Raw genomic sequence first — 23,207 nt, forward strand, 5'->3', positions numbered from 1 at the left:
ATGACATTGCTCCCGCGCCTGTTTGCAGTTCTGGTTGTTTCCTTCTCTGCCCTCACCGGTGCCGCCGCGGCCACAGATCCGCGCCAGCAGGGAGCCACGCTGACCGCGCAGTTCTATGAAGGCCACATCGACGCCCTGTGGGAACGGATGACGCCACAGATGCGGGCGGGGCTGCAGTCCCCGCAGAACCTGGTGGCGCTGCGCGAGCAGGTGCTGGCAGGCTGGGGCGCAGAAACCGAGCTGGTCAGCGAGAAGGTCGAGAAGGCTGAGGGATACGACACCTATCTGCGGCAGGCGCGCTTCGCCAAGAGCCAGGCCATCATCCAGGTGCTGTGGGCCATCGACGCTGACGGGCGGATCGGCGGCTTCTACATCCGCCCGCTACAGACCACGCCTCCGCAGGCCGCGGCGAGCGGGTTCCTTGACTACCAGACCCGCACACGGCTGCAACTGCCGTTCAAAGATGAATTCTTCGTGTTCTGGGGCGGCCGCAGTGTCGAACAGAACTACCATGCGGCCCACGCCGGCCAGCGCTTCGCGATGGACCTGCTGGTGGTCCGCGATGGCCGTTCCCATGGTGGAGAGGGTCAGCGCAACGAGGACTATTTCTGCTTTGGCCGGCCAATCCTCGCGCCGGCCGACGGCACGGTGGTGGAGGTGGTCGAGGGCGTCGCCGACAACGTGCCAGGCCAGATGAACGCTGCCCAGCTCACCGGCAACCGCGTCATCCTCGATCACGGCAATGACGAGTACTCGGTGCTGGCGCACCTGCGCCAGGGCAGCGTGCGCGTTGCACAGGGGCAGGTCGTCCGCAGCGGCACGCACCTCGGTGACTGTGGGAACAGCGGCAATTCCTCCGAACCGCACCTGCACTACCAGCTGCAGGCCGGGCCTGCGTTCGGGGTCAGCGCGGCGCTGCCGGCCCAGTTCTCCGGCTATGTGGCCGACGGCCAGCCGGTCGCGCGCGGCGAACCGGTCAAGGGGCAGCACATTCGGCCTGGCGGCGCTGCACACATCGAATAGTCCCTGCACTCGAACGGGGTAGCACGATGGCCGCGCCGGTGCTGCGCGGCCATCGGCGTGGAAGTGCACGCCGATGTCGGCAAAGTCATCGGCGGACAGGACAACGCCCAGTCAGGTGCGTGCAGGGCGTGAGAAAGTCCTTCACCTTCACAAACCCTCGACCCGAAAAGTCTCATATCAGACATTTCATCTTGCTGAAAAGACGCTGAAAATCTTGTGGTGTCCGCTTTTGGTCATTAGCGTCATGTGCACGGCGGATCGATAGGGGGATCCGCTGGCCCGCCGGACTTCGAACCTCGCCAACGCAAGCCAGCCCAGGGTTCGGGCCGGTGCTTCTGCCGATTCCGGCATTCACACCACTAGAAAGGGAAATACGATGTCCCAGGTAACGCAACCGCGTGTGCGTCGAGTGTGGGTGGTCCTTGGTGCGTCCGTTCTGTCATCGCTGCTGCTGGCCACGCCTGCGCTGGCCGGTGACGTCCAGCTCAGCGGCCTGCAGTCCGCGCCGACGCACCAGCGCTTCATCGTGAAGTACCGCGACGGCAGTGCGCCGGTGGCCAACACCACTGCACTGGCGTCTTCGCTGAAGAGTGCCGCCGCCGGCCTGGCCAGCAGCCAGGGGCGCGCGCTGGGCCTGCAGGAAGTCCGCAAGCTGGCCGTGGGCCCGACCCTGGTCAGGACCGATCGCCCGCTCGACCAGGCCGAATCCGAGCTGCTGATGCGCAAGCTCGCTGCCGACCCGAATGTGGAATACGTCGAAGTCGACCAGATCATGCGTGCGACGCTGACCCCGAACGACACCCGCTTCAGTGAACAGTGGGGCTTCGGTACCTCCAATGCGTCGATCAACGTGCAGCCGGCCTGGGACAAGGCCACCGGCACCGGCGTCGTGGTGGCCGTGATCGACACCGGCATCACCAACCATCCCGATCTCAACGCCAACATCCTGCCCGGCTATGACTTCATCAGCGACGCTGCGATGGCGCGCGATGGCGGCGGCCGCGACAGCAACCCGAACGACGAAGGCGACTGGTATGGCGCCAACGAGTGCGGCTCGGGCATCCCGGCGTCCAACTCCAGCTGGCACGGCACCCACGTCGCCGGCACCGTGGCGGCGGTGACCAACAACAGCACCGGCGTGGCCGGCACGGCGTTCAACGCCAAGGTCGTCCCGGTGCGCGTGCTCGGCAAGTGCGGCGGCTATACCTCCGACATCGCCGATGCCATCGTGTGGGCCTCCGGCGGCACCGTCAGTGGCGTGCCGGCCAATGCCAATCCGGCGGAAGTCATCAACATGTCGCTGGGCGGCGGCGGCACCTGCTCGGCCACCTACCAGAACGCGATCAACGGCGCGGTCAGCCGCGGCACCACCGTGGTGGTCGCCGCTGGCAACAGCAACACCAACGTGTCCTCGTCGGTGCCGGCCAACTGCGCCAATGTGATCGCAGTAGCGGCCACGACCTCGGCCGGTGCGCGGGCCAGCTTCTCCAACTATGGTGCCGGCATCGACATTTCCGGTCCGGGCCAGAGCATCCTGTCCACCCTCAACACCGGCACCACCACGCCGGGCAGCGCCAGCTACGCGTCCTACAACGGCACCTCGATGGCGGCCCCGCATGTGGCCGGTGTGGTTGCACTGATGCAGTCGGTGGCGCCGAGCCCGCTGAGCCCGGCGCAGGTCGAGAGCATCATCAAGAGCACCGCACGCCCGCTGCCGGGCGCCTGCTCGGGGGGCTGCGGCGCCGGCATCATCGACGCCAACGCGGCGGTCACCGCAGCGATCAACGGCGGTGGCAACCCGAACCCGGGTGGCAACGTGCTGCAGAACAATGTGCCGGTGACCGGCCTGGGCGCTGCGACCGGTGCCGAGCTGAACTACACCGTCGCCGTCCCGGCCGGCAGCACCCAGCTGCGCGTGGCGATCAGTGGCGGCAGCGGCGATGCCGACCTGTACGTGCGCCAGGGCAGTGCCCCGACCGATACCACCTACACCTGCCGCCCGTACCTGAGTGGCAACAGCGAGACCTGCACCATCAACAGTCCCGCCGCCGGGACCTGGTACGTGCGGGTGAAGGCGTACAGCACCTTCTCGGGCGTGACCCTCAGCGCCCAGTACTGAGCCCAAGACCCTCTCCAAGGGCACGCCCTGGCTTCGGCCGGGGCGTTTTTTCCTGGGTGGATGCCGACCCTGGTCGGCGCCCTGTTCCTCAGACCGACTCGAAGCGGTTGGCCGCCACGTTCTTGCGCACGTGCTGCGGGTCGAAGATCCGCCCGTTCATCGCGATGTACACGCCACTCGGCAGCGACTGCACCGCACCGATCGCACAGCCGATGTTGAACTCGGCATCCGAGCCGCGGAAACGGGCCGGGCTCAGCGCGCCGGTCATCACGATGGTCTTGTCCGGGATCGTCGCCAGCACCTTGCCGGTCTGCACCATCGAGTCGGTGCCATGGGTGACCAGCACGTGCCGGGTCGGCTGCGCGGCGATGGTGGCACGGATCAGCTCGCGGTCCTCGTCGTTGATGTGCAGCGAATCCTTGCGCAGGATCGGGATCACGTTGAAGCGGAACGTCACGCCCAGCTCGCGCAGGATCATGCCGATCTGCGGATCGCCGATCTGGTAGTCCGACTTGTCGTCGAAGTAGATCTTGTCGATCGTGCCACCGGTGGTGACGACCAGGAGCTCTTCCATCATGTGCATGCGCGAAACCAGGACAGGGACTGCGGCGCGGGGCCAGGAATGCAGATGATAAGGCCCTGCGCGCGCAGCGTCAGCGCCGCTTGCCGAAGCGGGCGCGCAGGCCGGGCAGGCTGGCGCTGAAGATCACCAGCAGCGCCAGCGCGATCTCGATCAGTGCCAGCCAGCGTGTTTCCGGGTGGCTCCAGGCGCTCATCACGCCGTGGCTGAACCAGCCCAGCGCCAGCACCGAGGCCCAGAAGCCGGCCTTGCGCCAGCCCAGGCGCACGGCGATGGCCAGTGCCAGCGGTGGGGCGGTGAACACCAGCTGGGTGGCCAGCCAGTGCCTGTCATTGATGAACCAGCCGGCGAACAGCGCGGCCAGCGCCATCAGGGCCAGCAGCAGCACCGTGCGCGGCGCCCGGCTCATCGGGCCAAGCGCTGCGCGATGTCGGCCACCCGGCGCCCCAGCGCGCGCGCCAGCACCGCTTCGTCGTCGGTCGGCTGCGGATCGTCGGCGGCACCGGCCACATGGCTTGCGCCGTAGGGCGTACCGCCGCTGGTGGTATGGCTCAGCGCCGGCTCGGTGAACGGGATGCCGACGATCACGCAGCCGTGGTGCAGCAGTGGCACCTGCATCGACAGCAGGGTCGACTCCTGCCCGCCGTGCATTGACGCGGTGGAGGTGAACACGCCCGCCGGTTTGCCGGACAGGGTGCCGTTGACCCATTCGGCGCCCAGCCCGTCCAGGAAGTGCTTGACCGGCGCGGCCATGTTGCCGAAGCGGGTGGGGCTGCCCAGCAGCAGGCCCTGGCATTCGGCCAGGTCCTGCACGCTCACGTAGGGCGCGCCATCGTCGGGTACCGGTGGCTGCGCGGTCTGGGTCACGGCAGCCACCGGCGGCACCGTGCGCAGGCGCGCGGTCATGCCCGGCACTTCGCCGATGCCCCGCGCGATCTGGCGCGCCAGCCGTGCCACCGAACCGCCCCGGCTGTAGTACAGCACCAGAATCTCGCCCATCGTGCCCGCTTCTCCTCGTCGTGTGGCCGCCAGTATGGCTATCCTGCGAGCATTCCGCATCGGGTACCCTTTCGCCGATGGAACCTTTGGATACGCTCAACCTGTGGATGGAGCGCGCGCGGGATCGCGCACGGGCCATCAGCTTCGGCCGCTTCCTGTGGCACCGCTTCCTCGACGACCGCCTGTTCCAGGCAGCGGCGGCGCTGGCGTACACCACGGTGTTCGCGCTGGTGCCGCTGGCAATCGTGGTGTTCGGTGTGCTGTCGGCCTTCCCCGTCTTCGACCGCTGGAGCGACCAGCTCAGCGACTACGTGTTCTCCAACTTCGTGCCCTCCGCGGCACGTGCCGCCGAAGGCTACCTGCGGCAGTTCTCGGCCAGTGCCGGGCAGCTGACGGCGGCCGGCTTCATCGCGCTGGTGGTATCGCTGCTGATCACGCTCAACAGCGTGGAAGAGACCTTCAACCAGATCTGGCGGGTCGGCTCGACCCGGCCCAAGCTGACCCGCTTCCTGGTCTACTGGACCGTGCTGACCCTGGGCGCGATGCTTGCCGCTGCGTCTCTGGCCGTATCGGCGCGGGTGTTCGCCATGCCGTTGTTCGGTACCCAGGAGGGCCGGTGGCTGGCCGAACTGGCGCTGCGGCTGGCGCCGATCCTGATCGAGTTCGTCTGCATCACGCTGATGTTCCGGGTGGTGCCGCACCACACGGTGAAATGGCGGCATGCCGTGCCCGGCGCGATCCTGGCGGCGGTCATCCTGGAACTGGTGAAGTGGGGCATCGGTGCCTATCTGGGCAGCTTCCAGTCCTACCAGAAGCTGTATGGCACGGTGGCGTTCGTGCCGATCCTGCTGCTGTGGATCTACCTGTGCTGGGTGGCGGTGCTGCTGGGGGCGTCGCTGGCTTCGTCGATGGCCGCCTTCCGCTACCAGCCGGTGGAACTGCGCCTGCCGCAGGGCTATGAGTTCTATGGACTGCTGCGCCTGCTCGGCCGCTTCCAGCATGCACGGGCCAAGGGCAAAGGCCTGGCCGATGACGAGATCCTGCGGCTGGAGCCGATGCTGACCGATTCGCTGCTGCAGGACCTGATCTGCAACCTGCAGGAGATCGACCTGCTGCGCCGCGATGAGCGCGGCGAGTGGCTGCTGTCACGCGACCTGGACCAGGTCAGCCTGGCCGATCTGTACGAATGCACCCAGCTGCGCATCCCGGTGGCCGAGCAGCACCTGCCGTACCGTGACGACAGCCTGGGCCGTGCCGCGTTGGCGGCGCTGGACGATCTGCGGCTGCCCCTGCGCGAACGCCTGAAGCGACGGGTCAGCGATATCTATACCGATTCTGGAGACATGCCATGACCCGCAAGACCCCGTTGCCGCAGCTGCTTCCAGTGGCCCTGATGCTGGCCCTGGCGGCCTGCAAGCCGGCCCAGGAACCGGCGCCGGCCAGCAGCCAGCCGCCGGCGCAGGCGCCCACCCTGAGTGCCCCGGCACCTGCGGAGGAGACGCCGGCCGAGCGCACCACGGCCGAGTTCCCGACGCTGAAGATGAAGGCGGTGGACGGCAGCGACTACGACCTGGCCGCGCATCGCGGGAAGTGGGTGGTGGTGAACTTCTGGGCCACCTGGTGCGCACCGTGCCGCAAGGAGATGCCCGAGCTGTCGGCGTTGCATGCGATGCGCAGCAACATCGAAGTGGTCGGCCTGGCCTATGAGGACATCGCGGCACCGGAAATGCAGTCGTTCCTGGCCAAGCATCCGGTGACCTATCCGATCGTCATCGTGGATCCGTTCGATCCGCCGGCGGACTTCGCCACACCGCGCGGCCTGCCGCTGACGCATCTGCTGGACCCGCAGGGCAAGCTGGCGCATACGTTCCTTGGCCCGGTGACCGCCGCCGACATCGAAAAGCAGATCGCTGCTGCCAAGTAATGGGGTTGGGCGGCAGGGCCTGCGGCCCTGCACCCGCGGTAGTGCCGGCCGCTGGCCGGCAGCAACAGCGGGCTATCCGTGGGATGGCGGGGCGGTGTCGGAGTGCGGGGACGCTGCAAGTACGTCCCTGTAAGCTTGGCAGCCGCATCCATGCGGCTGACACCCCGCACTCCGACACCGCCCCACCTCTGACAGATTCCTCATGTCTGGTAGATCCACGCCATGCGTGGATGATTCTCCAGACAAATCGAATATTTCGAATTGAATTCGAAGAGCATCCACGCATGGTGTGGATCAACGACAGATCGCGGAAATCTGTCGAAGGCGGACCCACCCCGCCTACCCACAGGTAATCCGCTTCTGCTTCGGCTGTTGTTGTTGCCTCGGTTCGTAGCAGGTGCAGGGCCGCAGGCCCTGCCGACCCACCCTAATCCTCGACCGGGAAGTCCTCGATCGGCTTCAGCACATCGTAGTGCTCGCGATGCAGCTTGCCCTTCAGCTTCGGCAGCTCCGGCAACGGCGCATCCACCCGCGTGTCCGGCAACCGGTCCAGCAGGTTGCGCACCAGCGTCAACCGGCCCAGCCGCTGGTCATTGAAATCCACCAGCGTCCACGGCGCCGCCTCGCGATGCGTCGCGCGCAGCATCGCCTCGCGGGCTTCGGTATAGGCGCTGTACTTGCTGCGCGATTTCAGGTCGACCGGGGACAGCTTCCAGCCCTTCAGTGGATCGAGATGGCGCTCGGCGAAGCGCTTTTCCTGCTGCTCCTGGTCCACGCACAGCCAGTACTTGAACAGCAGGATGCCGTCATCCACCAGCAGCTGCTCGAACACCGGTGCCTGGCGCAGGAACTGCTGGTACTCGGTTTCGCTGCAATAGCCCATCACCCGCTCGACGCCCGCGCGGTTGTACCAGCTGCGGTCCATCAGCACGATCTCGCCGGCGGCGGGAAGATGCGAGGCATAGCGCTGGAAATACCACTGCGTGGCTTCGCGGTCGGTAGGCTTGGGCAACGCCACCACCCGGCATTGGCGCGGGTTGAGATGCTGGCTGATGGCCTGGATCGCGCCGCCCTTGCCTGCCGTGTCCCGTCCCTCGAACAGCACCAGCAGGCGTTGCCCGCTGTGCTGCACCCAGCGCGCCATCGCGGTCAGTTCCAGCTGCAGCGGCAGCAGCAGTTCGTCGTAGTCCTTGCGCTTGAGCTTGGCCATCGTCACACCACGCGGGGAGGAAGCCCGAGCGTAGCGCAGCGGTGGCTCAGGCGATGTCGACGCCCTGCCAGCCCTGCTCGCCGGCCAGTCGCTGCAGCAGCGCCGACAGGTCGCGGGCGAACCCGGCCATGTCGAACAGGCCACTGCGGTCGCGCGCCTGCGCCAGCTCGGCGCGCAGCGCGGCCAGGGCCGATGGGTCGTTGCCCAATGCGCTGGCGGCGGCGATGAACGCCGCATCGTCGACAACATTCATCCGCGAAAGACCCAGATGATGGTTGAGGCTGCCGGCCACGCGCGCGGCGAAGGTATCGCCCGGGCAGGTCAGCACCGGGCAGCCGGCCCACAGCGCATCGGAAGCGGTGGTGTGCGCGTTGTACGGATGCGTGTCGAGGAACAGGTCGGCCAGTTGATACCGGGCCAGGTACTGCGGGTGTGGCAGCTTGGCCATGAACACCAGGCGCGCCGGATCCACGCCCGCCGCCTGCGCGGCAGCGCGCAGGCGGGCGTCGGCCTGGCCCGGGCCGGACAGCAGCCACAGCACGCTGCCAGGCACCGCCTGCAGCACGGCGAACGCGCGGCCCATGCTGCGCGGGTTGAGCTTGTAGCTGTTGTTGAAGCAGCAGAACACCACGCCCTGTTCGGGCAGGCCGCACTCGGCGCGGGACGGGGACGGCTCCAGCGTGCGGGTGTTGTCCGAGGGCTGGAAGGCCCGTGGCAGGCGCAGGACGCGTTCGCTGAAGTGCGGTTCCAGCGATGCCGGCAGCACGAATTCATCGGCGACCACGGCGTCCAGCCAGCGCGCGCCCGAGGTGCCGGGGTAGGCCAGCCAGTTCAGCTGCAACGGGGCCGGGCGCATGGCCAGCACTTCGGGCGTGCCACCGCCGCCCCAGCCGCGCAGATCGAACAGCAGGTCGATGCCCTGCGCACGGATGCGGGCCGCGATGTCGGCATGCCGCAGCGCGGCCACGTCATGCAGGCGGGTCGCGGCCTGCAGGCGGTCGCGGATGCGGCTGCCATCGGCGCGGTTCAGCGCGAACAGGTGCAGTTGCAGTGCCGGGTCATGACGCAGGTGTTCGAGCAGGGCCACGGTCAGCAGCCCGGTGGGATGGGCACCGAAGCCATTGGAAAGGAAGCCGACGCGCAACGGGCCGCGCGTGCGCATCTTCACCGCTGGCAAGGGCCGCACCGAGCCGGCGATGACAGCGGCGCGCGCCCGTGCACAGGCCAGCTGCTCGGCCGCGCTGGCGTCTTCACTGAGAAAGGCGAAGGGTTCCACCGCACCCTGCCCGGAAGCGAGCGCGGCGCGTACCTGCGTGGACAGCGCGTCCACGTCCTGCCAGTGACACAGGCGGCGCTGCCAGGCCAGGCGCTGGGCCGCGATGTAGGGCTCGTCGGGCATCAGCGCATGCGCGCGGCGATAGGCCGCTGCCGCGCCCTCGGCATCATCGGCATCTTCCAGTGCATGGCCCAGCCACAGCGCGATGCCCGGGTGCTGCGGCGCCAATGCCGAGGCCTGGCCGAGCAGCGCCGCCGCGTCGGCATGCGCGCCGGCCATCCAGGCCACGCGGCCCAGGCGCGCCAGTGCCTCGGGGTGGTTCGGGCGCAGCTGCAATGCACGTCGTGCGGCCTGCTCGCCGGCGGCGATGTCGCCGGCTTCCAGCTCCAGGTCGGCCAGCATCACCCAGGCGACGAAGTCACCGGGCTGGCGTGCGATCGCCTGCTGCAGGTGCTGCCGCTGCTGCCAGGCCGACATCGTGCTCAGCCCGCCGACAGCTGGGCCAGGGCATCGACCTGGTGTTCGTGGCTGAGCCGCTGCAGCAGCGGGTCGAGGTCGCCGGCGAGGATGTTGGGCAGGTCGTACAGGGTCAGGCCTTCCACGCGATGGTCGGTGATCCGGCCCTGCGGGAAGTTGTAAGTGCGGATGCGCTGGCTGCGGTCGCCGCTGCCGACCTGCAGGCGCCGCGATTCGGCCTGCGCGGCGTCCTGGCGCTGGCGCTCGGCATCGAGCAGCTGCGCCTTCAGGCGCTTCATCGCCTTGTCGCGGTTGGCGTGCTGGCTGCGCTCGGTCTGGCACTCCACCACCACGCCGGTCGGCACGTGGGTGATGCGGATCGCCGATTCGGTCTTGTTGACGTGCTGGCCACCGGCGCCGGACGAGCGGAACGTATCCACCTTCAGGTCGGCCGGGTTGATGACGATGTCATCGACCTCGTCGGCCTCGGGAATGATCGCCACAGTCGCCGCCGAGGTGTGGATGCGGCCCTGTGATTCGGTGGCCGGCACGCGCTGCACGCGATGCGTGCCCGATTCGAACTTCAGGCGCGAGAACGCACCGCGGCCGACCACGCGCGCCACCACTTCCTTGTAGCCCCCATGCTCACCCGGGCTGTCCGATTCGATCTCGACCTTCCAGCCCTGGCGTTCGGCATAGCGGGCGTACATGCGGAACAGGTCGCCGGCGAAGATCGCCGCCTCATCGCCGCCGGTGCCGGCGCGCACTTCCAGGAACAGGTTGCCGTCGTCGCGCGGGTCACGCGGCACCAGCAGCAGCGCAAGCTCCTGCTCCAGTGCCTGCAGGCGCGCCTGCGCGGCGGCGATTTCCTCCTCGGCCAGCTCGCGCAGGTCGGGGTCGGCGCGCATGCCTTCGGCGGCGGCCAGGTCGGCCTTGGCACGGGCTTCATCGGCCAGTGCAGTGGCGACCGGTTCAAGTTGGGCGAATTCGCGCGAAAGGTCGCGGAAACGGGTGTTGTCGGCGACCACGTCGGGTTCGGCGAGCAGGCGTTCCAGTTCTTCGCGGCGCTCGGCCAGCGCTTCCAGCTTACGGCGCAGGGTCGGCGTCATCGGGTCTCACGGGTGGGTGGCGGTAACCCGGCGTCGCCGGGAACAGGCGCTCGGCGGCGCGGGTCAGGTCGGCATCGCCGCTCAGCGCGGCCGCGCGCAGGGCGGCGGTCGGCGGATGCAGCAGGCGGTTGGTCAGGCCATGGGCCAGCAGTTCCAGCACTTCGTCGGCGGGCTTGCCGTTGGCCAGCTGCTGGCGCGCACGCTCCAGCAGCTCGGCGCGGGTGGCTTCGCCAAACGCGCGCAGCTGCCGCAGCGGTGCCTGGTGGGCGCTGGCCTGCTGGGTCTCGATGAAACGCGACACCTGCAGGTCGATGATCGCCTCGGCCTCGGCGGCGGCCTCGCGGCGGCCACGACGGTTGTCTTCCACCGCGCGTTCCAGGTCATCGACGGTGTAGAGGAAGGCGTCGTTGAGCGTGCCGACCTCGGCTTCGATGTCGCGCGGCACGGCCAGGTCGAACAGCAGCATCGGCTTGTGCCGGCGCGCGCGCAGGGCCTTGGCCACCATCTCGCGATGGATCACCGGTTCGCGCGCGGCGGTGGCCGAGAACACGATGTCGGCCTCGCCGAGGTGGCGATCCAGTTCGGTCAGCGGCAACGCCACGCCGCCATGGCGGCTGGCCAGTTCCTGCGCGTGGGCCAGGGTGCGGTTGGCGATCAGCAGCCGCCGTACCTTGCCTTCACTCAGGTGCCGTGCAGCCAGTTCGATGGTCTCGCCGGCACCGACCAGCAGGACGGTGGAGTCGTCCAGCCGGGCGAACGCGTTCTGTGCCAGGCGCACGGCCGCCGAGGCCACCGACACCGGGTTGGTGCCAATCTGGGTATCGGTGCGCGCACGCTTGGCCACCGAGAAGGTCTGCTGGAACAGGCGGTCCAGGCGTTGGCCGAGCAGTCCGTGGTCGCGCGCCGTCGACCAGGCTTCCTTCACCTGGCCGAGGATCTGCGGCTCGCCCAGCACCATCGAGTCCAGGCCGGTGGCGACCCGGAACAGGTGGCGCACGGCTTCGGCATCGGCGTGCTGGTACAGATAGCCCTGCAGGTCACCGGCCTGGCTGTGCAGCCACTGGTCCAGCGCCTGTGCCGACTCGGCCACGGCGTACAGCTCGGTGCGGTTGCAGGTGGACAGCAGGACCGCCTCGGCAATCTGCGGGGTGTCGCGCAGCGAACCCAGCGCACGCGGCAACGCCTCACCGGCGAAGGCCGCGCGCTCGCGCAGCTCCACCGGTGCGGTCTGGTGATTCAGTCCGAGCACCCACAGGGTCATTGTTCAGTTGCTTGCGATAAGCTGCTGGCCATTGGACGACATTTTAAGGCCCCGATGCCGACGATGCCCGCATTGATTCGCATCCCCAGTGTTCTGCTGCTGTCCCTGGCCTGCGCCCAGGCCATGGCGGCGGCGCCGGCCAAGGCGCCTGTACGCGGCCCGGCCACTGAGGAACTGGCGCTGGAACCGGTGATGGCCGGCGAGTTCGCGCTGCAGGCCGGCAAGCTGGCCGAGGCCGCGCGCTGGTACCTGCAGGCGGCCCAGCAGACCGACGGCGATGCAGGGCTGGCCGAGCGCGCCACCCGTATTTCGATGCTGGCCAACGATGACGCCAGTGCCGCCAAGGGCCTGGCCCTGTGGCAGCAGCGTGCGCCGGATTCGTTGACCCTGCGCAGCGCCGCCGGTGCGCTGGCCATGCGCCAGGGCGATGTGAAGGCGGCCCGCAGCGCGTTGCAGGCCCTGCTGGCCGACCCCGACGAGCGCGGCTGGAAGTTCGCCCTGGCCGCACTCATCGGCGGTGGCCGCGACCCGGCGGTGCCGGCGCAGGTGCTGGGCGAGCTGGTCGATGCCAATGCGATTCCAGCGAAGATCGAGGCCTGGCAGGAGTTCGGCCGTCTCGCCCTGCGCATGGACAAGCCCGAACTGGCGCGGCGCATGATCGATGAAGTGGTCAAGCGCTTCCCCGAAGAACCGCGTGTGGCGCTGCTGCGTGCCAGCCAGCTGCAGCAGGCCGGCGAGACCGACAAGGCCCTGTCGCTGCTGCACGACGTCGAACCGAAGACCCGCCAGGACCCCGAGCTGCGCAACGCGGTGGCCATCGCCTATGACAGCCTCGGCCAGCCGGCTGCGGCCGAGCGTGTGCTGGCGTTCGGCCCGCAGGACGTGCAGACCTGGGGCATGCGCGCCTCGCTGCTGGCCAAGCAGGGCGACAAGGCGGCGCTGTCCAACCTGTACAACGAACTGTCACGGCAGGCGGCCAAGCCGGACCCGGCGCAGCGACTGCTGCTGGGCAAGATCGCCGAGTACCTGAAGCGCTACCCCGAAGCGGTGCAGTGGTACCACAGCGTGCCCGGCGGTGATGAACTGAGCGAGGCGCGCCTGCGTGCGGCCAACGCCCAGGCCCTGGCCGGGCGCCTGCCGCAGGCCCTGGATGAAGTGCACGCGATCCAGTCCGACGCAGTGGTCGACGACGATGTGCGCCGTGACGCCTATCTGCTGGAAGCCGAACTGCGCCAGCGTGGCGACGACAGCGCCGGTGAACTGGATGCGCTGGCCCGCGGCCTGGCCGCCTACCCGGATGACAACGGCCTGCTGTACGCACGTGCGCTCACCTGGGAGCGCCGCGACGACATCCCGCGCGCCGAGGCCGACCTGCGCAAGATCCTGGTGACCGACCCGGAAAACGTGCCGGCGCTGAACGCGCTGGGCTACACCCTGGCCGACCGTACCGGCCGCCTGCAGGAGGCGCTGGAGCTGATCGACCGCGCCCGCGTGGCCGAGCCGGACAACGCCGCCATCGTCGACAGCTATGGCTGGGTGCTATATCGCCTGGGTCGCAAGGAAGAGGCATTGGTGCAGCTGCGCCGGGCCTGGACCCTGGCCAAGGACCCGGAGATCGCCGCCCATGTCGGTGAAGTGCTGTGGGTGCTGGGCAAGCATGACGAGGCCCGTCACTTCTTCGAGGAAGCGGCCAGGCTCGATCCTGAAAACCGCGCGCTGCTGCGCGCCCGCGAGAAATTCAATCCATGAGTGTTTCCCTGATCCGGCCGCTGCTGCTGGCGGCTGCGACCTTGGCGGTGACCGCCTGTACCAGCGTGGGTACGCAGAAGACCGCGCCACCGGCGGTGGTCCAGACGGTTTCGGCCGAAGCGGCACAGGCCGAAGCGGCCCGCGTGGCGGCCCTGCACGCGCAGCCGGAGTGGGCCTTCCAGGGCCGGGTCGCGGTCAGCAAGGGCAAGGACGGCGGCAGCGGTCGCATTGACTGGAAACAGGACGGCCGCCGCTACGTGGTCGAACTGAGCGCGCCGGTGACCCGGCAGAGCTGGAAGCTGACCGGCGACACCCATTCCGAAGCCGGCCGCCTGGACGGGCTGTCCGGCGGTCCGCGTGATGGCGAGGACGCCCAGCAGCTGCTGCTGGAGGCGACCGGCTGGGACATCCCGGTCAACCAGCTGCCGGAGTGGATCCGTGGCCTGGTGGCCGGCGACGCCGCCGGTCCGGAGGCGGTCGAGCGCGACGCTGACGGCCGGCCGCGCCGCATGCAGCAGATGGGTTGGCAGGTGCAGTACCTGGACTGGTACCCGGCTGAGGGCGGACGCCCGGCGCTGCCACGCCGGATCGAGGCCAGCAATGGCGACGCCAAGGTGCGCCTGCTGGTGGACCAGTGGGGGCAGGGCACGCCATGAGCGGGGCTGCCGACGACGCGGGCTGGTCCTGGTGGCCGGCCCCGGCCAAGCTGAACCTGTTCCTGCACATCACCGGCCGCCGGGCCGACGGCTACCACGAGCTGCAGACCGTGTTCCGCCTGCTGGACTGGGGGGACCGCATCGGCCTGCGCCTGCGTGAAGACGGCCAGGTGCATCGGCAGGGCGAGGGCCTGGCCGGCGTGGCCGAAGCCGATGACCTAGCGGTGCGGGCCGCGCGCCTGCTCCAGGAAGCGACGAAGGTCGCGCAAGGTGCTGACATCATCGTCGAAAAGCACGTTCCTGCCGGTGGTGGGTTTGGCGGCGGTTCGTCCGACGCGGCCACCGTGCTGGTGGTACTGAACCGGCTCTGGCGTGCCGGCCTGGATGAAGATGCCCTGGCCGCGCTGGGCCTGCGCCTGGGCGCCGACGTGCCGGTGTTCGTGCGCGGGCGCAACGCCTGGGCCGAAGGGGTGGGCGAGCGCCTGCAGCCGATCACGCTGGCCCCGGCCTGGTATGTGGTGGTTGAACCGGGCGTTCATGTTCCCACGCCGGTCCTCTTTGCAGACCCGGATTTGACGCGCGACAGCCCAGTGGCGAAAATAGAGGACTTCGCTTCCGGGACCCTGGTCGGGAACGCGTTCGAACCGGTGCTGCGCCGCCGTGAGCCTGCCGTCGAGGCCGCGCTCGCTGCGTTGAGCGGCATCGGCACGGCGCGGCTGACCGGTTCGGGAAGTGGTTGTTTCGTCGAGTTCGCATCGCAGTCTGCCGCAGAGCAGGGACGGTCGAAGTTGCCGAAGGAGTTGCGGGCAAGGGTGGCAGCGGGCGTTGCGCGTTCGCCACTGCTGGATGCACTCGAGCAACACTGATTTATCAATGCAGGGGCGTCGCCAAGAGGCCCAAGGCACCAGGTTTTGATCCTGGCATTCGTAGGTTCGAATCCTACCGCCCCTGCCAATAGCGGCTGTGTCCGCGCCTTCCAGCGCATCGCCCGCGCGGGACGTGGATACAACCGCGGTGTTGTCAGCAGCAAGGGTCCATCGGGGTCCTTGCCGACTCCGGATCCCCGCCACTCGTCCCCGCCCGAGACAATCATGATGCAAGAGTCCCCGAACCTGCTGGTCTTTTCCGGCAACGCCAACAAACGTCTGGCGCAGAACATCTGCAAGGAACTGGGGGTTCGCCCGGGCAAGGCGCTGGTCTCGCACTTCTCCGATGGTGAAGTGCAGGTGGAGATCGAGGAGAACGTCCGCAAGCAGGACGTGTTCGTGATCCAGCCGACCTGTGCGCCGAGCGCGGAAAACCTGATGGAACTGCTGGTGCTGATCGACGCGCTCAAGCGCGCGTCGGTGGCCAGCGTGACCGCCGTGGTGCCGTACTTCGGCTACTCGCGGCAGGATCGCCGCATGCGTTCCTCGCGCGTGCCGATCACCGCCAAGCTGGCGGCGAAGATGTTCAGCACCGCTGGCGCTGATCGCGTGCTGACCGTCGACCTGCACGCCGACCAGATCCAGGGTTTCTTCGATATTCCGGTGGACAACGTGTATGCGTCCCCGCTGCTGCTGGCCGACATCTGGCGCGCCTACGGCACCGAGAACCTGATCGTTGTGTCGCCGGACGTGGGCGGCGTGGTCCGCGCCCGTGCGGTGGCCAAGCGCCTGGATGACGCCGACCTGGCGATCATCGACAAGCGCCGCCCGCGTGCCAACGTCTCCACCGTGATGAACATCATCGGTGACGTCGAAGGCAAGACCTGCGTGATGGTCGATGACATCGTCGATACCGCCGGCACCCTGTGCGCCGCTGCCGCTGCCCTGAAGGCGCGCGGTGCGCTCAAGGTCGCCGCCTACTGCACCCACGCGGTGCTGTCGGGCCCGGCGGTGGACAACATCACCAATTCCCAGCTCGACGAGCTGGTGGTGACCGACACCATCCCGCTGAAGGACGCGGCGCGGGTATGCAGCAAGATCCGCCAGCTGAGCGTGGCGGAAATGCTGGCCGAAACGATGCGCCGCATCGCCTTCGGCGAGTCGGTCAGCTCGCTGTACGTCGACTGAGTTTTTCGCCCCTGCCGGCAACGGCGGGGGCATACCCGGATGCTTCTGGTCGCGGAAGCATCTTCAACCGCCACGCCGCAGGGCGCGGCAACAACCTGAGTAGTCGAAAATGTCGAAGACCCATGAAATCAAGGTCACCAAGCGTGAACTGCAGCGTAAGGGTGCGAGCCGCCGCCTGCGTCACGCCGGTGTGATCCCGGCCATCGTGTACGGCGGCAACGCCGAGCCGGTCGCCATCAGCCTGGATCACAACGAAATCTGGCTGGCCCAGCAGAACGAGTGGTTCTATGCCTCGATCCTGGACCTGAACCTGGATGGCCAGGTGCAGAAGGTCCTGCTGCGTGACATGCAGCGCCACCCGTACAAGCAGCTGATCATGCACCTGGACTTCCAGCGCGTGAACGAGAACGAAGCCCTGACCGCTTCGGTCCCGCTGCACTTCGTCAACGAAGACACCTCGCCGGCCGGCAAGGCTGCCGACGTCGTGGTCACCCACGAACTGAAGGAAGTGACCATCACCTGCCTGCCGAAGGACCTGCCGGAGTCGATCGAAGTCGACCTGGGCGAGCTGAAGGCCGGTGACGTGGTGTACCTGTCCGACATCAAGCTGCCGAAGGGCGTGGAAATCCCGGCCCTGGCGCTGGGCAAGGACCACGACGACGCCATCGTCACCGCCAAGGCCGGCAAGGCCGACGAGGCTGACGAAGAAGCGGCTGCCGCCGAGTAATACCGTTACGGTGCCTGCCTCCGGGCAGGCACCGTACTGGAAGGAACCATGGCAGGACTGAGACTGATCGTCGGTCTGGGCAACCCCGGATCGGAACACGCCCGGACCCGGCACAATGCCGGGTTTCATTTCGTTGAGGCCCTGGCGGAAAAAGCCGGTGCGCGATGGAATGTGGACAGCAAGCTGTTCGGTGAGACCGCCAAGGTCGAGATCGCCGGGCAGACGGTGTGGCTGCTCAAGCCCGCCACCTTCATGAACCTCAGCGGCAAGTCGGTCACCGCCGCGCAGCGGTTCTGGAAGATCGAGCCGGAGGAAACCCTGCTGGCCCACGACGAGCTGGACCTGCCGCCCGGTGCGGCGCGGCTGAAGTTCGACGGTGGCCACGGCGGCCAGAACGGCCTGCGCGACACCATGCGCCTGCTGGGCCACGGCAGGTTCCATCGCCTGCGCGTGGGCATCGGCCATCCCGGCCACAAGGACCGCGTAGTGGGTTGGGTGCTGGGTCGCCCGTCCAAGGAGGATGACGTGCTGATCGCACGCGCCATCGACGACGCGATCGACGTGCTGCCGCTGGCGGTGCAGGGCGATTTCAACGAAGCGATGAAGCGGCTGCATACCCCGAAATAACCGGTAGGTACCGACCGCTGGTCGGTACGGAGCCAACCAGACCGGTAGGTACCGACCGCTGGTCGGTACGGATTCAACCAGACCGGTAGGTACCGACCGCTGGTCGGTACGGAGTCAACCAGACCGGTAGGTACCGACCGCTGGTCGGTATGGAGTCAACCAGACCGGTAGGTACCGACCGCTGGTCGGTACGGAGTCAACCAGACCGGTAGGTACCGACCGCTGGTCGGTATGGAGTCAACCCGACCGGTAGGTACCGACCGCTGGTCGGTACGGAGAATGATTGGAAAAGCAGCGCCCACGTCGCTGTTTCCCCAATCACTTTCACCCCAGAGAGCTGTCACCCATGGGTATCAAATGCGGCATCGTCGGCCTGCCCAACGTCGGCAAGTCGACCCTGTTCAATGCGCTGACCAAGGCGGGCATCGCCGCGGCGAACTTCCCGTTCTGCACCATCGAGCCGAACGTCGGCATCGTGCCGGTGCCGGATCCGCGCCTGAACGAGCTGGCGGGCATCATCAACCCGCAGAAGGTCATCCCGACCGCGGTCGAGTTCGTCGACATCGCCGGCCTGGTCGCCGGTGCCGCCAGCGGTGAAGGCCTGGGCAACAAGTTCCTGGCGCACATCCGCGAAGTCGATGCCATCACCCACGTGGTGCGCTGCTTCGAGCACGGTGACATCGTGCACGTGGCCGGCAAGGTCGATCCGATCTCGGACATCGAAACCATCGACACCGAGCTGGCGCTGGCCGACCTGGACAGCGTCGAGAAGGCGCTGAACCGTGCCGAGCGCGCAGCCAAGGGCGGCGACAAGGATGCGGCGGCGCGCAAGCCGGTGCTGGCCAAGCTGCAGGCGGCACTGTCCGACGGCAAGGCCGGTCGCTCGGCCGGCCTGGACGACGAGGAAAAGGCGCTGGTGCGCGACCTGTTCCTGCTCACCCTGAAGCCGGTGATGTACATCGCCAACGTGCTGGAAGACGGCTTCGAGAACAACCCGCACCTGGACGCCGTGCGCGCGCACGCCGCCGCCGAGGGCGCGCAGGTGGTGCCGGTGTCGGCCGCGATCGAAGAAGAGCTGTCCCAGCTCGACGACGAAGACCGCGATACTTTCCTGGCCGACCTGGGCCTGAGCGAGCCGGGCCTGAACCGCGTGATCAACGCGGCCTACAGCCTGCTCGGCCTGCAGACCTATTTCACTGCCGGCGTGAAGGAAGTCCGCGCGTGGACCGTGCGCAAGGGCGCTACCGCTCCGCAGGCCGCCGCCGTCATCCACACCGACTTCGAGAAGGGCTTCATCCGCGCCGAAACCATCGCGTATGACGACTTCATCAAGTACAAGGGCGAAGCCGGCGCCAAGGAAGCCGGTCGCCTGCGCCTGGAAGGCAAGGAATACCGCGTGCAGGAAGGCGACATCCTGCACTTCCGCTTCAACGTCTGATCCAGCGGCATCGGATCGGCCCCGGACGCCCCGCCTTGTGCGGGGCGTCTGCGTTTCTGGCGATGGACAAAAAATCACCACGCTGCGAAACGCTTGCGGCGTGATGTTCGCCGGCACTTGTCCACAGCAAACTCCCATCGCTTTCCACGCCGGGTGTGGAAAATCGGCGAAGCCGATGTAGCGCCGAGCCCATGCTCGGCTGCGATGGACGTGAGCCGAGCGTGGGCCCGGCGCTACACGCCTCAATCGTTCCGCGTGGACAAAATTTCGCCACGCATCGAAACGCTTGCGTGGCAACATTCCCACCCACTTGTCCACATCAAATCCCAACCGCTCTCCACGGCGCATGTGGAAAACCGCGGATGGGCATGGATAAAAATTCACCAGCCTTTGAAACGCTTGCGCCGCAACGTTCGCGGTCACTTGTCCACATCAAGTCCGCATGGCTTTCCACGCGGCGTGTGGAAAAGCGCCCGGCACTCCCTTGCCGGGCACGTCCCGCATCACCAGGTGTACGACACGCCCAGCTGGGCACCGACATCGCGGAAGCCCATGCCACCGCTCTGCCGGCTCAATTCACCCCAGCCGCGCCAGCCACCGGACAGATCCACCTGTACACCGGCCTTGGCTTCGTAGATGTCGCGCGGCAACGGCCGCTGCAGGCGCTCGCCGTCCATCGCCAAGCCTGCGCCATTGCCGCCGGACCACCAGTTCACCGCCACGTACGGGTGCACCTGGCCCGGCGCCGGGCTCAACCCACGGCTGTAAAGACGCAGGCCGAGGCGCGTGCTGGTCTCGCCACCGCCACGGTCTTCGACCACCGTGCCGTTGGCTTCGATCAGCCGGTCGCTGTCGTAGCGGCTGTGCACCACCTGCAGCTGCGGTTGCAGGTAGACGCCACGCTGCGCGGTCTGGCGCAGCGGCAGCACGTAGCCGGCCTCGGCCGACGCGCTCCAGTTGCGCGCGTCATAGCGCTCCTTCTGCAAGCCATCGCCCTGCACGCTGTTGCGGAAGCGGCCGTACTGCAGCCAGCCATCCACATAGGCGCCACCGCGCATCTGCGCATCCTGCAGCCAGGTGGCATAGGCACCGACGCTGGTGCCGGTGACCACGCCGCGTGCGGTGTAGCCGGTCAGCTGCGAGCGGCTGTCATTGCGGGCGCGGCCGTGGCCAAGCATCGCACCTGCCTGCAGTTCGCCGGTACCGCCCACTTCGAAGCGGCGTCCGACGCCGACCAGCACACTGCTGATCTGCCCATCGACGTGCACCTGGCGGTTGCGGTCGTGGCTGTCCGGCTGCGCGCTGCGCAAGTGCATCCAGGCCACGGCATCGCTGCTTGCGCCGGCCTCGGCGGCGGGATCACCGGCGCGGTCGTGCAGGCTGTGCCGGAACATGCCCAGCGCGGCGTTGCGGTTGGCCAGGTAGGCCGCCGGTTCCGGGCGTTCCACCTGCGGGCGCGGCGGATCGATCGGCGGTTCCGGTGGCAGCGGCGGATCGACCGGCGGTTCCGGCGGCAGTGGCGGATCGATCGGCGGTTCCGGCGGCGACGGCGGATCGACCGGGGGATCGGGTGGCTGCGGCGGATCAACCGGCGGCTCCGGCGGATCGACCGGCGGCACGTATTCCGAACGCAGGTACCAGTTGCCGTCATCCGGGGTCGACACGCCGCCCTTGAACAGGAAGTAGTCGTAGGCACCGGCAACCGCGCGGCCCTGCAGGCTGAACTGTGCATCCGACTGGCCAGCCACGGTGATCAGGCGGATGCCCTCCTGGGTCAGTGCTCCGGCGCCGCCGGCGTTGCGCACGCTCACGTTGGCAGTGCCGCTGCTGTTGCCGTTGATGACAAGCTGATCGCCGAGCGAGGTGTCGTCACCCAGTGCGCGGTTGAAGATCCACTGGCCACCGTTGCCCACGTAGTCGCCGCTGACAGTGACGGTCTTGAAGCCGTCCGCCGTCGGCGCATCGAAGGCGATGGTGCCGGCGTGATCGAGGGCGCCGACGCTGGAACTGGCACGCACGTTCCATTGGCTGCTGCCATCCAGCGACAGCTGCGCGACCTGGTAGCCGGAATCGCTGCGCAGGGCACCACTGAAGAGCGTGCCGTTGCCCAGCAGCAGGTGCACGTCGGCGGTTGCGCTGTCGACCACCACGTCGCCGCGCAGCGTGCTGGCTTCGGCGTTGAAGTCGATGCGGCTGGTCGCCACGCTGCTGCCGTCGGTGAACACCGTGTCGCTGACCCGCAGCAGCCGGCCGTCGCCATCGCCGGCGGTCACCTCGCTGCCCTTGACGGTCAACGCATGATTGCTGCCCTGCAGCCAGAACGCGGCGCCGCTGGCGGTCTCGATATGGCTGTCGTTGAAGGTGGCGCGGTTCCAGTAAGGGCCGAACGCGGTCAGGTACGAACGATAGCCGCCGCTGTTGCTGCCGGTCATGCGGATGTCCAGGCGATCGGCCTGGGTCAGCCGTGCGGTGTTCATGTGCACGATGCCGAACACGTTCTCGCCGTCGCCGCGGATCGCGACGCTGTCGAGCAGCGCGGTGGCGGTGGAGCCCCCGATGAACACGCCGCCGCCGCCGTCGCCGCGCACATCGATCACGTTGCCGGTGGCTTCGATGCGGCTGGCGGAGCTGCCGGTGGAGCCGGTCACGCGAACACCATAGGTCGCATCGCCGTGCGTGGTGATCCGGCCGTCCTGCACCGTGGCGGTGCCGCCGTAGATCTCCACGCCGTGGCCGTAGCTGTCGGTCCAGGTGTCGACGCTGCTGTCGGTCAGCTGCAGGCGCGACGCATCGCTGGCCAGCCAGAAGCCGGAATATCCTTCGCGTACATCGAAGGTCGCGTCGCGGGCGGTCAGTTCGCCCCAGCTGTTGATGTTCACGCCATAGCCGCCGACGGTGAAGAAGCTGCCGCCGTTGATCACCGCGCTGGAATAGGTCTTGCTGAGGGTGCTGCCGAGCAGTCGCATGCTGCCGCCCACCGAATGGGCTTCCACGTTCTCCAGCAGCAGGCTGCCGCCGCTGTCGATATCGAACCAGCCGCCCTGCAGGTAGGTGTCGTACAGCTCGGCGCGGCTGCCCACGCCGTCGGCCGCCACGCCGGCAAGGATGCCACCGGGGGCTAGGGTGATGCGGCTGTTGCGGATCGTCAGCAGGCCGGCGCTGTCGGCGCGCAGGCGGGCACCGCCGTCGGCGCTCATCTGCAGATCGGCCAGGTGCAGTTCGCTGCCCTTGCCGGACGCACCGGCCAGCGTGCCACCGGTCCCGGTCATTGAAAGACGGCCCCCGGCATAGTGGATCACGCCACCGTTGTAGGCCTGCACGCTGCCGAATCCGCTGCCGTTACGGGTGGCGTCGATGTCGACGTCGCGTGCGTCGATCACACTGCCAGCGCCATTGGCGTACAGCGCATAGAAGCCCGTACCGGTGGCCGGCGCGATCGACAGCGTCGCGTTGCGCAGCTGCACCTGTCCCCCATTGCTGGCGGACACGGCGCTGCCACTGCCGGTCACGTTGATACGGCTGCCGTCGATCACTGCCTGGCTGCCCGCACCGGTGACGGTCAGCGCAAAGCTGCCGGCGGCATGGGTGAGGACATCGTCCGCACCGAGTTGCAGGGTGTTGCCGTCGCTGACCTGCAGTGGGCCGGTCAGATCGGCGGCGTGGACCGGCAGTGCCGCCCACAGGGCGGTCGCCAGCAGGGTGGGAAGGAGCGGGGCAGGCGCGCGGCGCGCGCGCCCGGACGCACGGCGGCGCCGTGTAGGGGAGGCGTACATGCTGTTGGACTTCCTGTGGCAGGGCGCAGCACGGCTGCGCGAACTGGCGCGGCAGGGCCGCGTCGCTGCGGAAGCCACATGCGATGGCGGCTGCAGGCGCCATCGGGCTTCCGTCCCCCACGGCGACGCAGTGCTGCTGACACGCGCACCATGGCGGGATGCATCCAGCCTAGAAATCGGCGCCGTCCTATGGAATCAGGCGTTTCCTAAAGCCACTGTGGCCCGC

19 protein-coding genes and 1 tRNA gene are annotated in these 23,207 nt (G+C 68.1%); 12 read left to right on the forward strand and 8 right to left on the reverse strand.

Features of this window, described 5'->3' with window-relative positions; translation table 11 throughout:
• Both AC5P9I_RS06990 and AC5P9I_RS06995 read left to right on the forward strand, forming a co-directional pair.
• Positions 1 to 1,023 carry a M23 family metallopeptidase gene (locus tag AC5P9I_RS06990; protein WP_064237712.1) on the forward strand — a complete coding sequence of 341 codons (1,023 nt, stop codon included), beginning with the start codon at positions 1 to 3 and terminating at the stop codon, positions 1,021 to 1,023.
• Between the two features lie 376 nt (positions 1,024 to 1,399).
• Positions 1,400 to 3,142 carry a S8 family peptidase gene (locus AC5P9I_RS06995; RefSeq protein WP_049465771.1) on the forward strand — a complete coding sequence of 581 codons (1,743 nt, stop codon included), beginning with the start codon at positions 1,400 to 1,402 and terminating at the stop codon, positions 3,140 to 3,142.
• 88 nt (positions 3,143 to 3,230) lie between these two features.
• Here the strand turns inward: AC5P9I_RS06995 and AC5P9I_RS07000 are convergent, their stop codons facing one another.
• From AC5P9I_RS07000 to wrbA, 3 genes are all read right to left on the reverse strand, one after another.
• Positions 3,231 to 3,716 carry an asparaginase domain-containing protein gene (locus AC5P9I_RS07000; protein WP_010481766.1) on the reverse strand — a complete coding sequence of 162 codons (486 nt, stop codon included), beginning with the start codon at positions 3,714 to 3,716 and terminating at the stop codon, positions 3,231 to 3,233.
• Between the two features lie 79 nt (positions 3,717 to 3,795).
• Positions 3,796 to 4,131 carry a DUF2069 domain-containing protein gene (locus AC5P9I_RS07005; RefSeq protein WP_049465773.1) on the reverse strand — a complete coding sequence of 112 codons (336 nt, stop codon included), beginning with the start codon at positions 4,129 to 4,131 and terminating at the stop codon, positions 3,796 to 3,798.
• Positions 4,128 to 4,721 (reverse strand): NAD(P)H:quinone oxidoreductase, encoded by a 594-nt coding sequence (gene wrbA / locus AC5P9I_RS07010; protein WP_049465775.1) that lies wholly within the window; start codon positions 4,719 to 4,721, stop codon positions 4,128 to 4,130. The genes AC5P9I_RS07005 and wrbA overlap by 4 nt, the downstream gene beginning before the upstream one ends.
• 77 nt (positions 4,722 to 4,798) lie before the next feature.
• On the opposite strand from wrbA, the gene AC5P9I_RS07015 reads away from it, so the two are divergent.
• Positions 4,799 to 6,073, forward strand: coding sequence for a YihY family inner membrane protein (locus AC5P9I_RS07015; RefSeq protein WP_049465777.1), 1,275 nt, complete (start codon positions 4,799 to 4,801; stop codon positions 6,071 to 6,073).
• Complete coding sequence (locus AC5P9I_RS07020; protein WP_049465779.1) at positions 6,070 to 6,645, forward strand: TlpA family protein disulfide reductase; 576 nt, start codon at positions 6,070 to 6,072, stop codon at positions 6,643 to 6,645. Before AC5P9I_RS07015 ends, AC5P9I_RS07020 begins: the two co-directional genes overlap by 4 nt.
• Before the next feature lie 427 nt (positions 6,646 to 7,072).
• On the opposite strand, the gene ppk2 is transcribed toward AC5P9I_RS07020, so the two are convergent.
• Genes ppk2 through hemA form a run of 4 tightly spaced genes read right to left on the reverse strand, consistent with a single transcriptional unit; the run spans position 7,073 to position 11,957 of the window.
• Positions 7,073 to 7,855: a polyphosphate kinase 2 gene (gene ppk2, locus AC5P9I_RS07025; RefSeq protein WP_005408184.1), complete on the reverse strand. Its 783-nt coding sequence runs from the start codon at positions 7,853 to 7,855 to the stop codon at positions 7,073 to 7,075.
• A gap of 46 nt (positions 7,856 to 7,901) precedes the next feature.
• Positions 7,902 to 9,608 (reverse strand): O-linked N-acetylglucosamine transferase, SPINDLY family protein, encoded by a 1,707-nt coding sequence (locus tag AC5P9I_RS07030; protein ID WP_187756743.1) that lies wholly within the window; start codon positions 9,606 to 9,608, stop codon positions 7,902 to 7,904.
• 5 nt (positions 9,609 to 9,613) lie between these two features.
• Positions 9,614 to 10,696, reverse strand: a complete 1,083-nt coding sequence (prfA, locus tag AC5P9I_RS07035) for a peptide chain release factor 1 (RefSeq protein WP_049468710.1) — start codon at positions 10,694 to 10,696, stop codon at positions 9,614 to 9,616.
• Positions 10,674 to 11,957 (reverse strand): glutamyl-tRNA reductase, encoded by a 1,284-nt coding sequence (gene hemA / locus AC5P9I_RS07040; protein ID WP_049468712.1) that lies wholly within the window; start codon positions 11,955 to 11,957, stop codon positions 10,674 to 10,676. The genes prfA and hemA overlap by 23 nt, the downstream gene beginning before the upstream one ends.
• Positions 11,958 to 12,020: 63 nt before the next feature.
• On the opposite strand from hemA, the gene AC5P9I_RS07045 reads away from it, so the two are divergent.
• The 8 genes from AC5P9I_RS07045 to ychF all read left to right on the forward strand — a co-directional run bounded on the left by AC5P9I_RS07045 (position 12,021) and on the right by ychF (position 19,208).
• Entirely contained in the window at positions 12,021 to 13,706 is a 1,686-nt protein-coding gene (locus tag AC5P9I_RS07045) for a tetratricopeptide repeat protein (protein WP_180995919.1), read from the forward strand.
• The gene (lolB, locus tag AC5P9I_RS07050) at positions 13,703 to 14,362 is read left to right on the forward strand and encodes a lipoprotein insertase outer membrane protein LolB (protein ID WP_049468717.1); all 660 of its coding nucleotides are present in this window, start codon (positions 13,703 to 13,705) and stop codon (positions 14,360 to 14,362) included. Before AC5P9I_RS07045 ends, lolB begins: the two co-directional genes overlap by 4 nt.
• The gene (gene ispE / locus AC5P9I_RS07055; RefSeq protein ID WP_049468720.1) at positions 14,359 to 15,228 is read left to right on the forward strand and encodes a 4-(cytidine 5'-diphospho)-2-C-methyl-D-erythritol kinase; all 870 of its coding nucleotides are present in this window, start codon (positions 14,359 to 14,361) and stop codon (positions 15,226 to 15,228) included. The genes lolB and ispE overlap by 4 nt, the downstream gene beginning before the upstream one ends.
• 11 nt (positions 15,229 to 15,239) lie before the next feature.
• Positions 15,240 to 15,316 (forward strand) — tRNA-Gln (locus AC5P9I_RS07060).
• A gap of 140 nt (positions 15,317 to 15,456) precedes the next feature.
• On the forward strand, positions 15,457 to 16,416 hold the full coding sequence (locus AC5P9I_RS07065; RefSeq protein WP_005415400.1) for a ribose-phosphate diphosphokinase: 960 nt from the start codon (positions 15,457 to 15,459) through the stop codon (positions 16,414 to 16,416).
• A 109-nt stretch (positions 16,417 to 16,525) separates the two neighbouring features.
• The gene (locus AC5P9I_RS07070) at positions 16,526 to 17,143 is read left to right on the forward strand and encodes a 50S ribosomal protein L25/general stress protein Ctc (protein WP_005408191.1); all 618 of its coding nucleotides are present in this window, start codon (positions 16,526 to 16,528) and stop codon (positions 17,141 to 17,143) included.
• A gap of 48 nt (positions 17,144 to 17,191) precedes the next feature.
• Positions 17,192 to 17,770 carry an aminoacyl-tRNA hydrolase gene (pth, locus tag AC5P9I_RS07075; RefSeq protein ID WP_049468722.1) on the forward strand — a complete coding sequence of 193 codons (579 nt, stop codon included), beginning with the start codon at positions 17,192 to 17,194 and terminating at the stop codon, positions 17,768 to 17,770.
• Positions 17,771 to 18,116: 346 nt separating this feature from the next.
• Positions 18,117 to 19,208, forward strand: coding sequence for a redox-regulated ATPase YchF (gene ychF, locus AC5P9I_RS07080; protein WP_049464661.1), 1,092 nt, complete (start codon positions 18,117 to 18,119; stop codon positions 19,206 to 19,208).
• Positions 19,209 to 19,711: 503 nt separating this feature from the next.
• Here the strand turns inward: ychF and AC5P9I_RS07085 are convergent.
• Positions 19,712 to 22,981, reverse strand: a complete 3,270-nt coding sequence (locus tag AC5P9I_RS07085) for an autotransporter family protein (protein ID WP_049464663.1) — start codon at positions 22,979 to 22,981, stop codon at positions 19,712 to 19,714.
• Between the last annotated feature and the right edge of the window lie 226 nt (positions 22,982 to 23,207).

This window comes from Stenotrophomonas sp. YJH_SMC_29, from assembly GCF_059371235.1.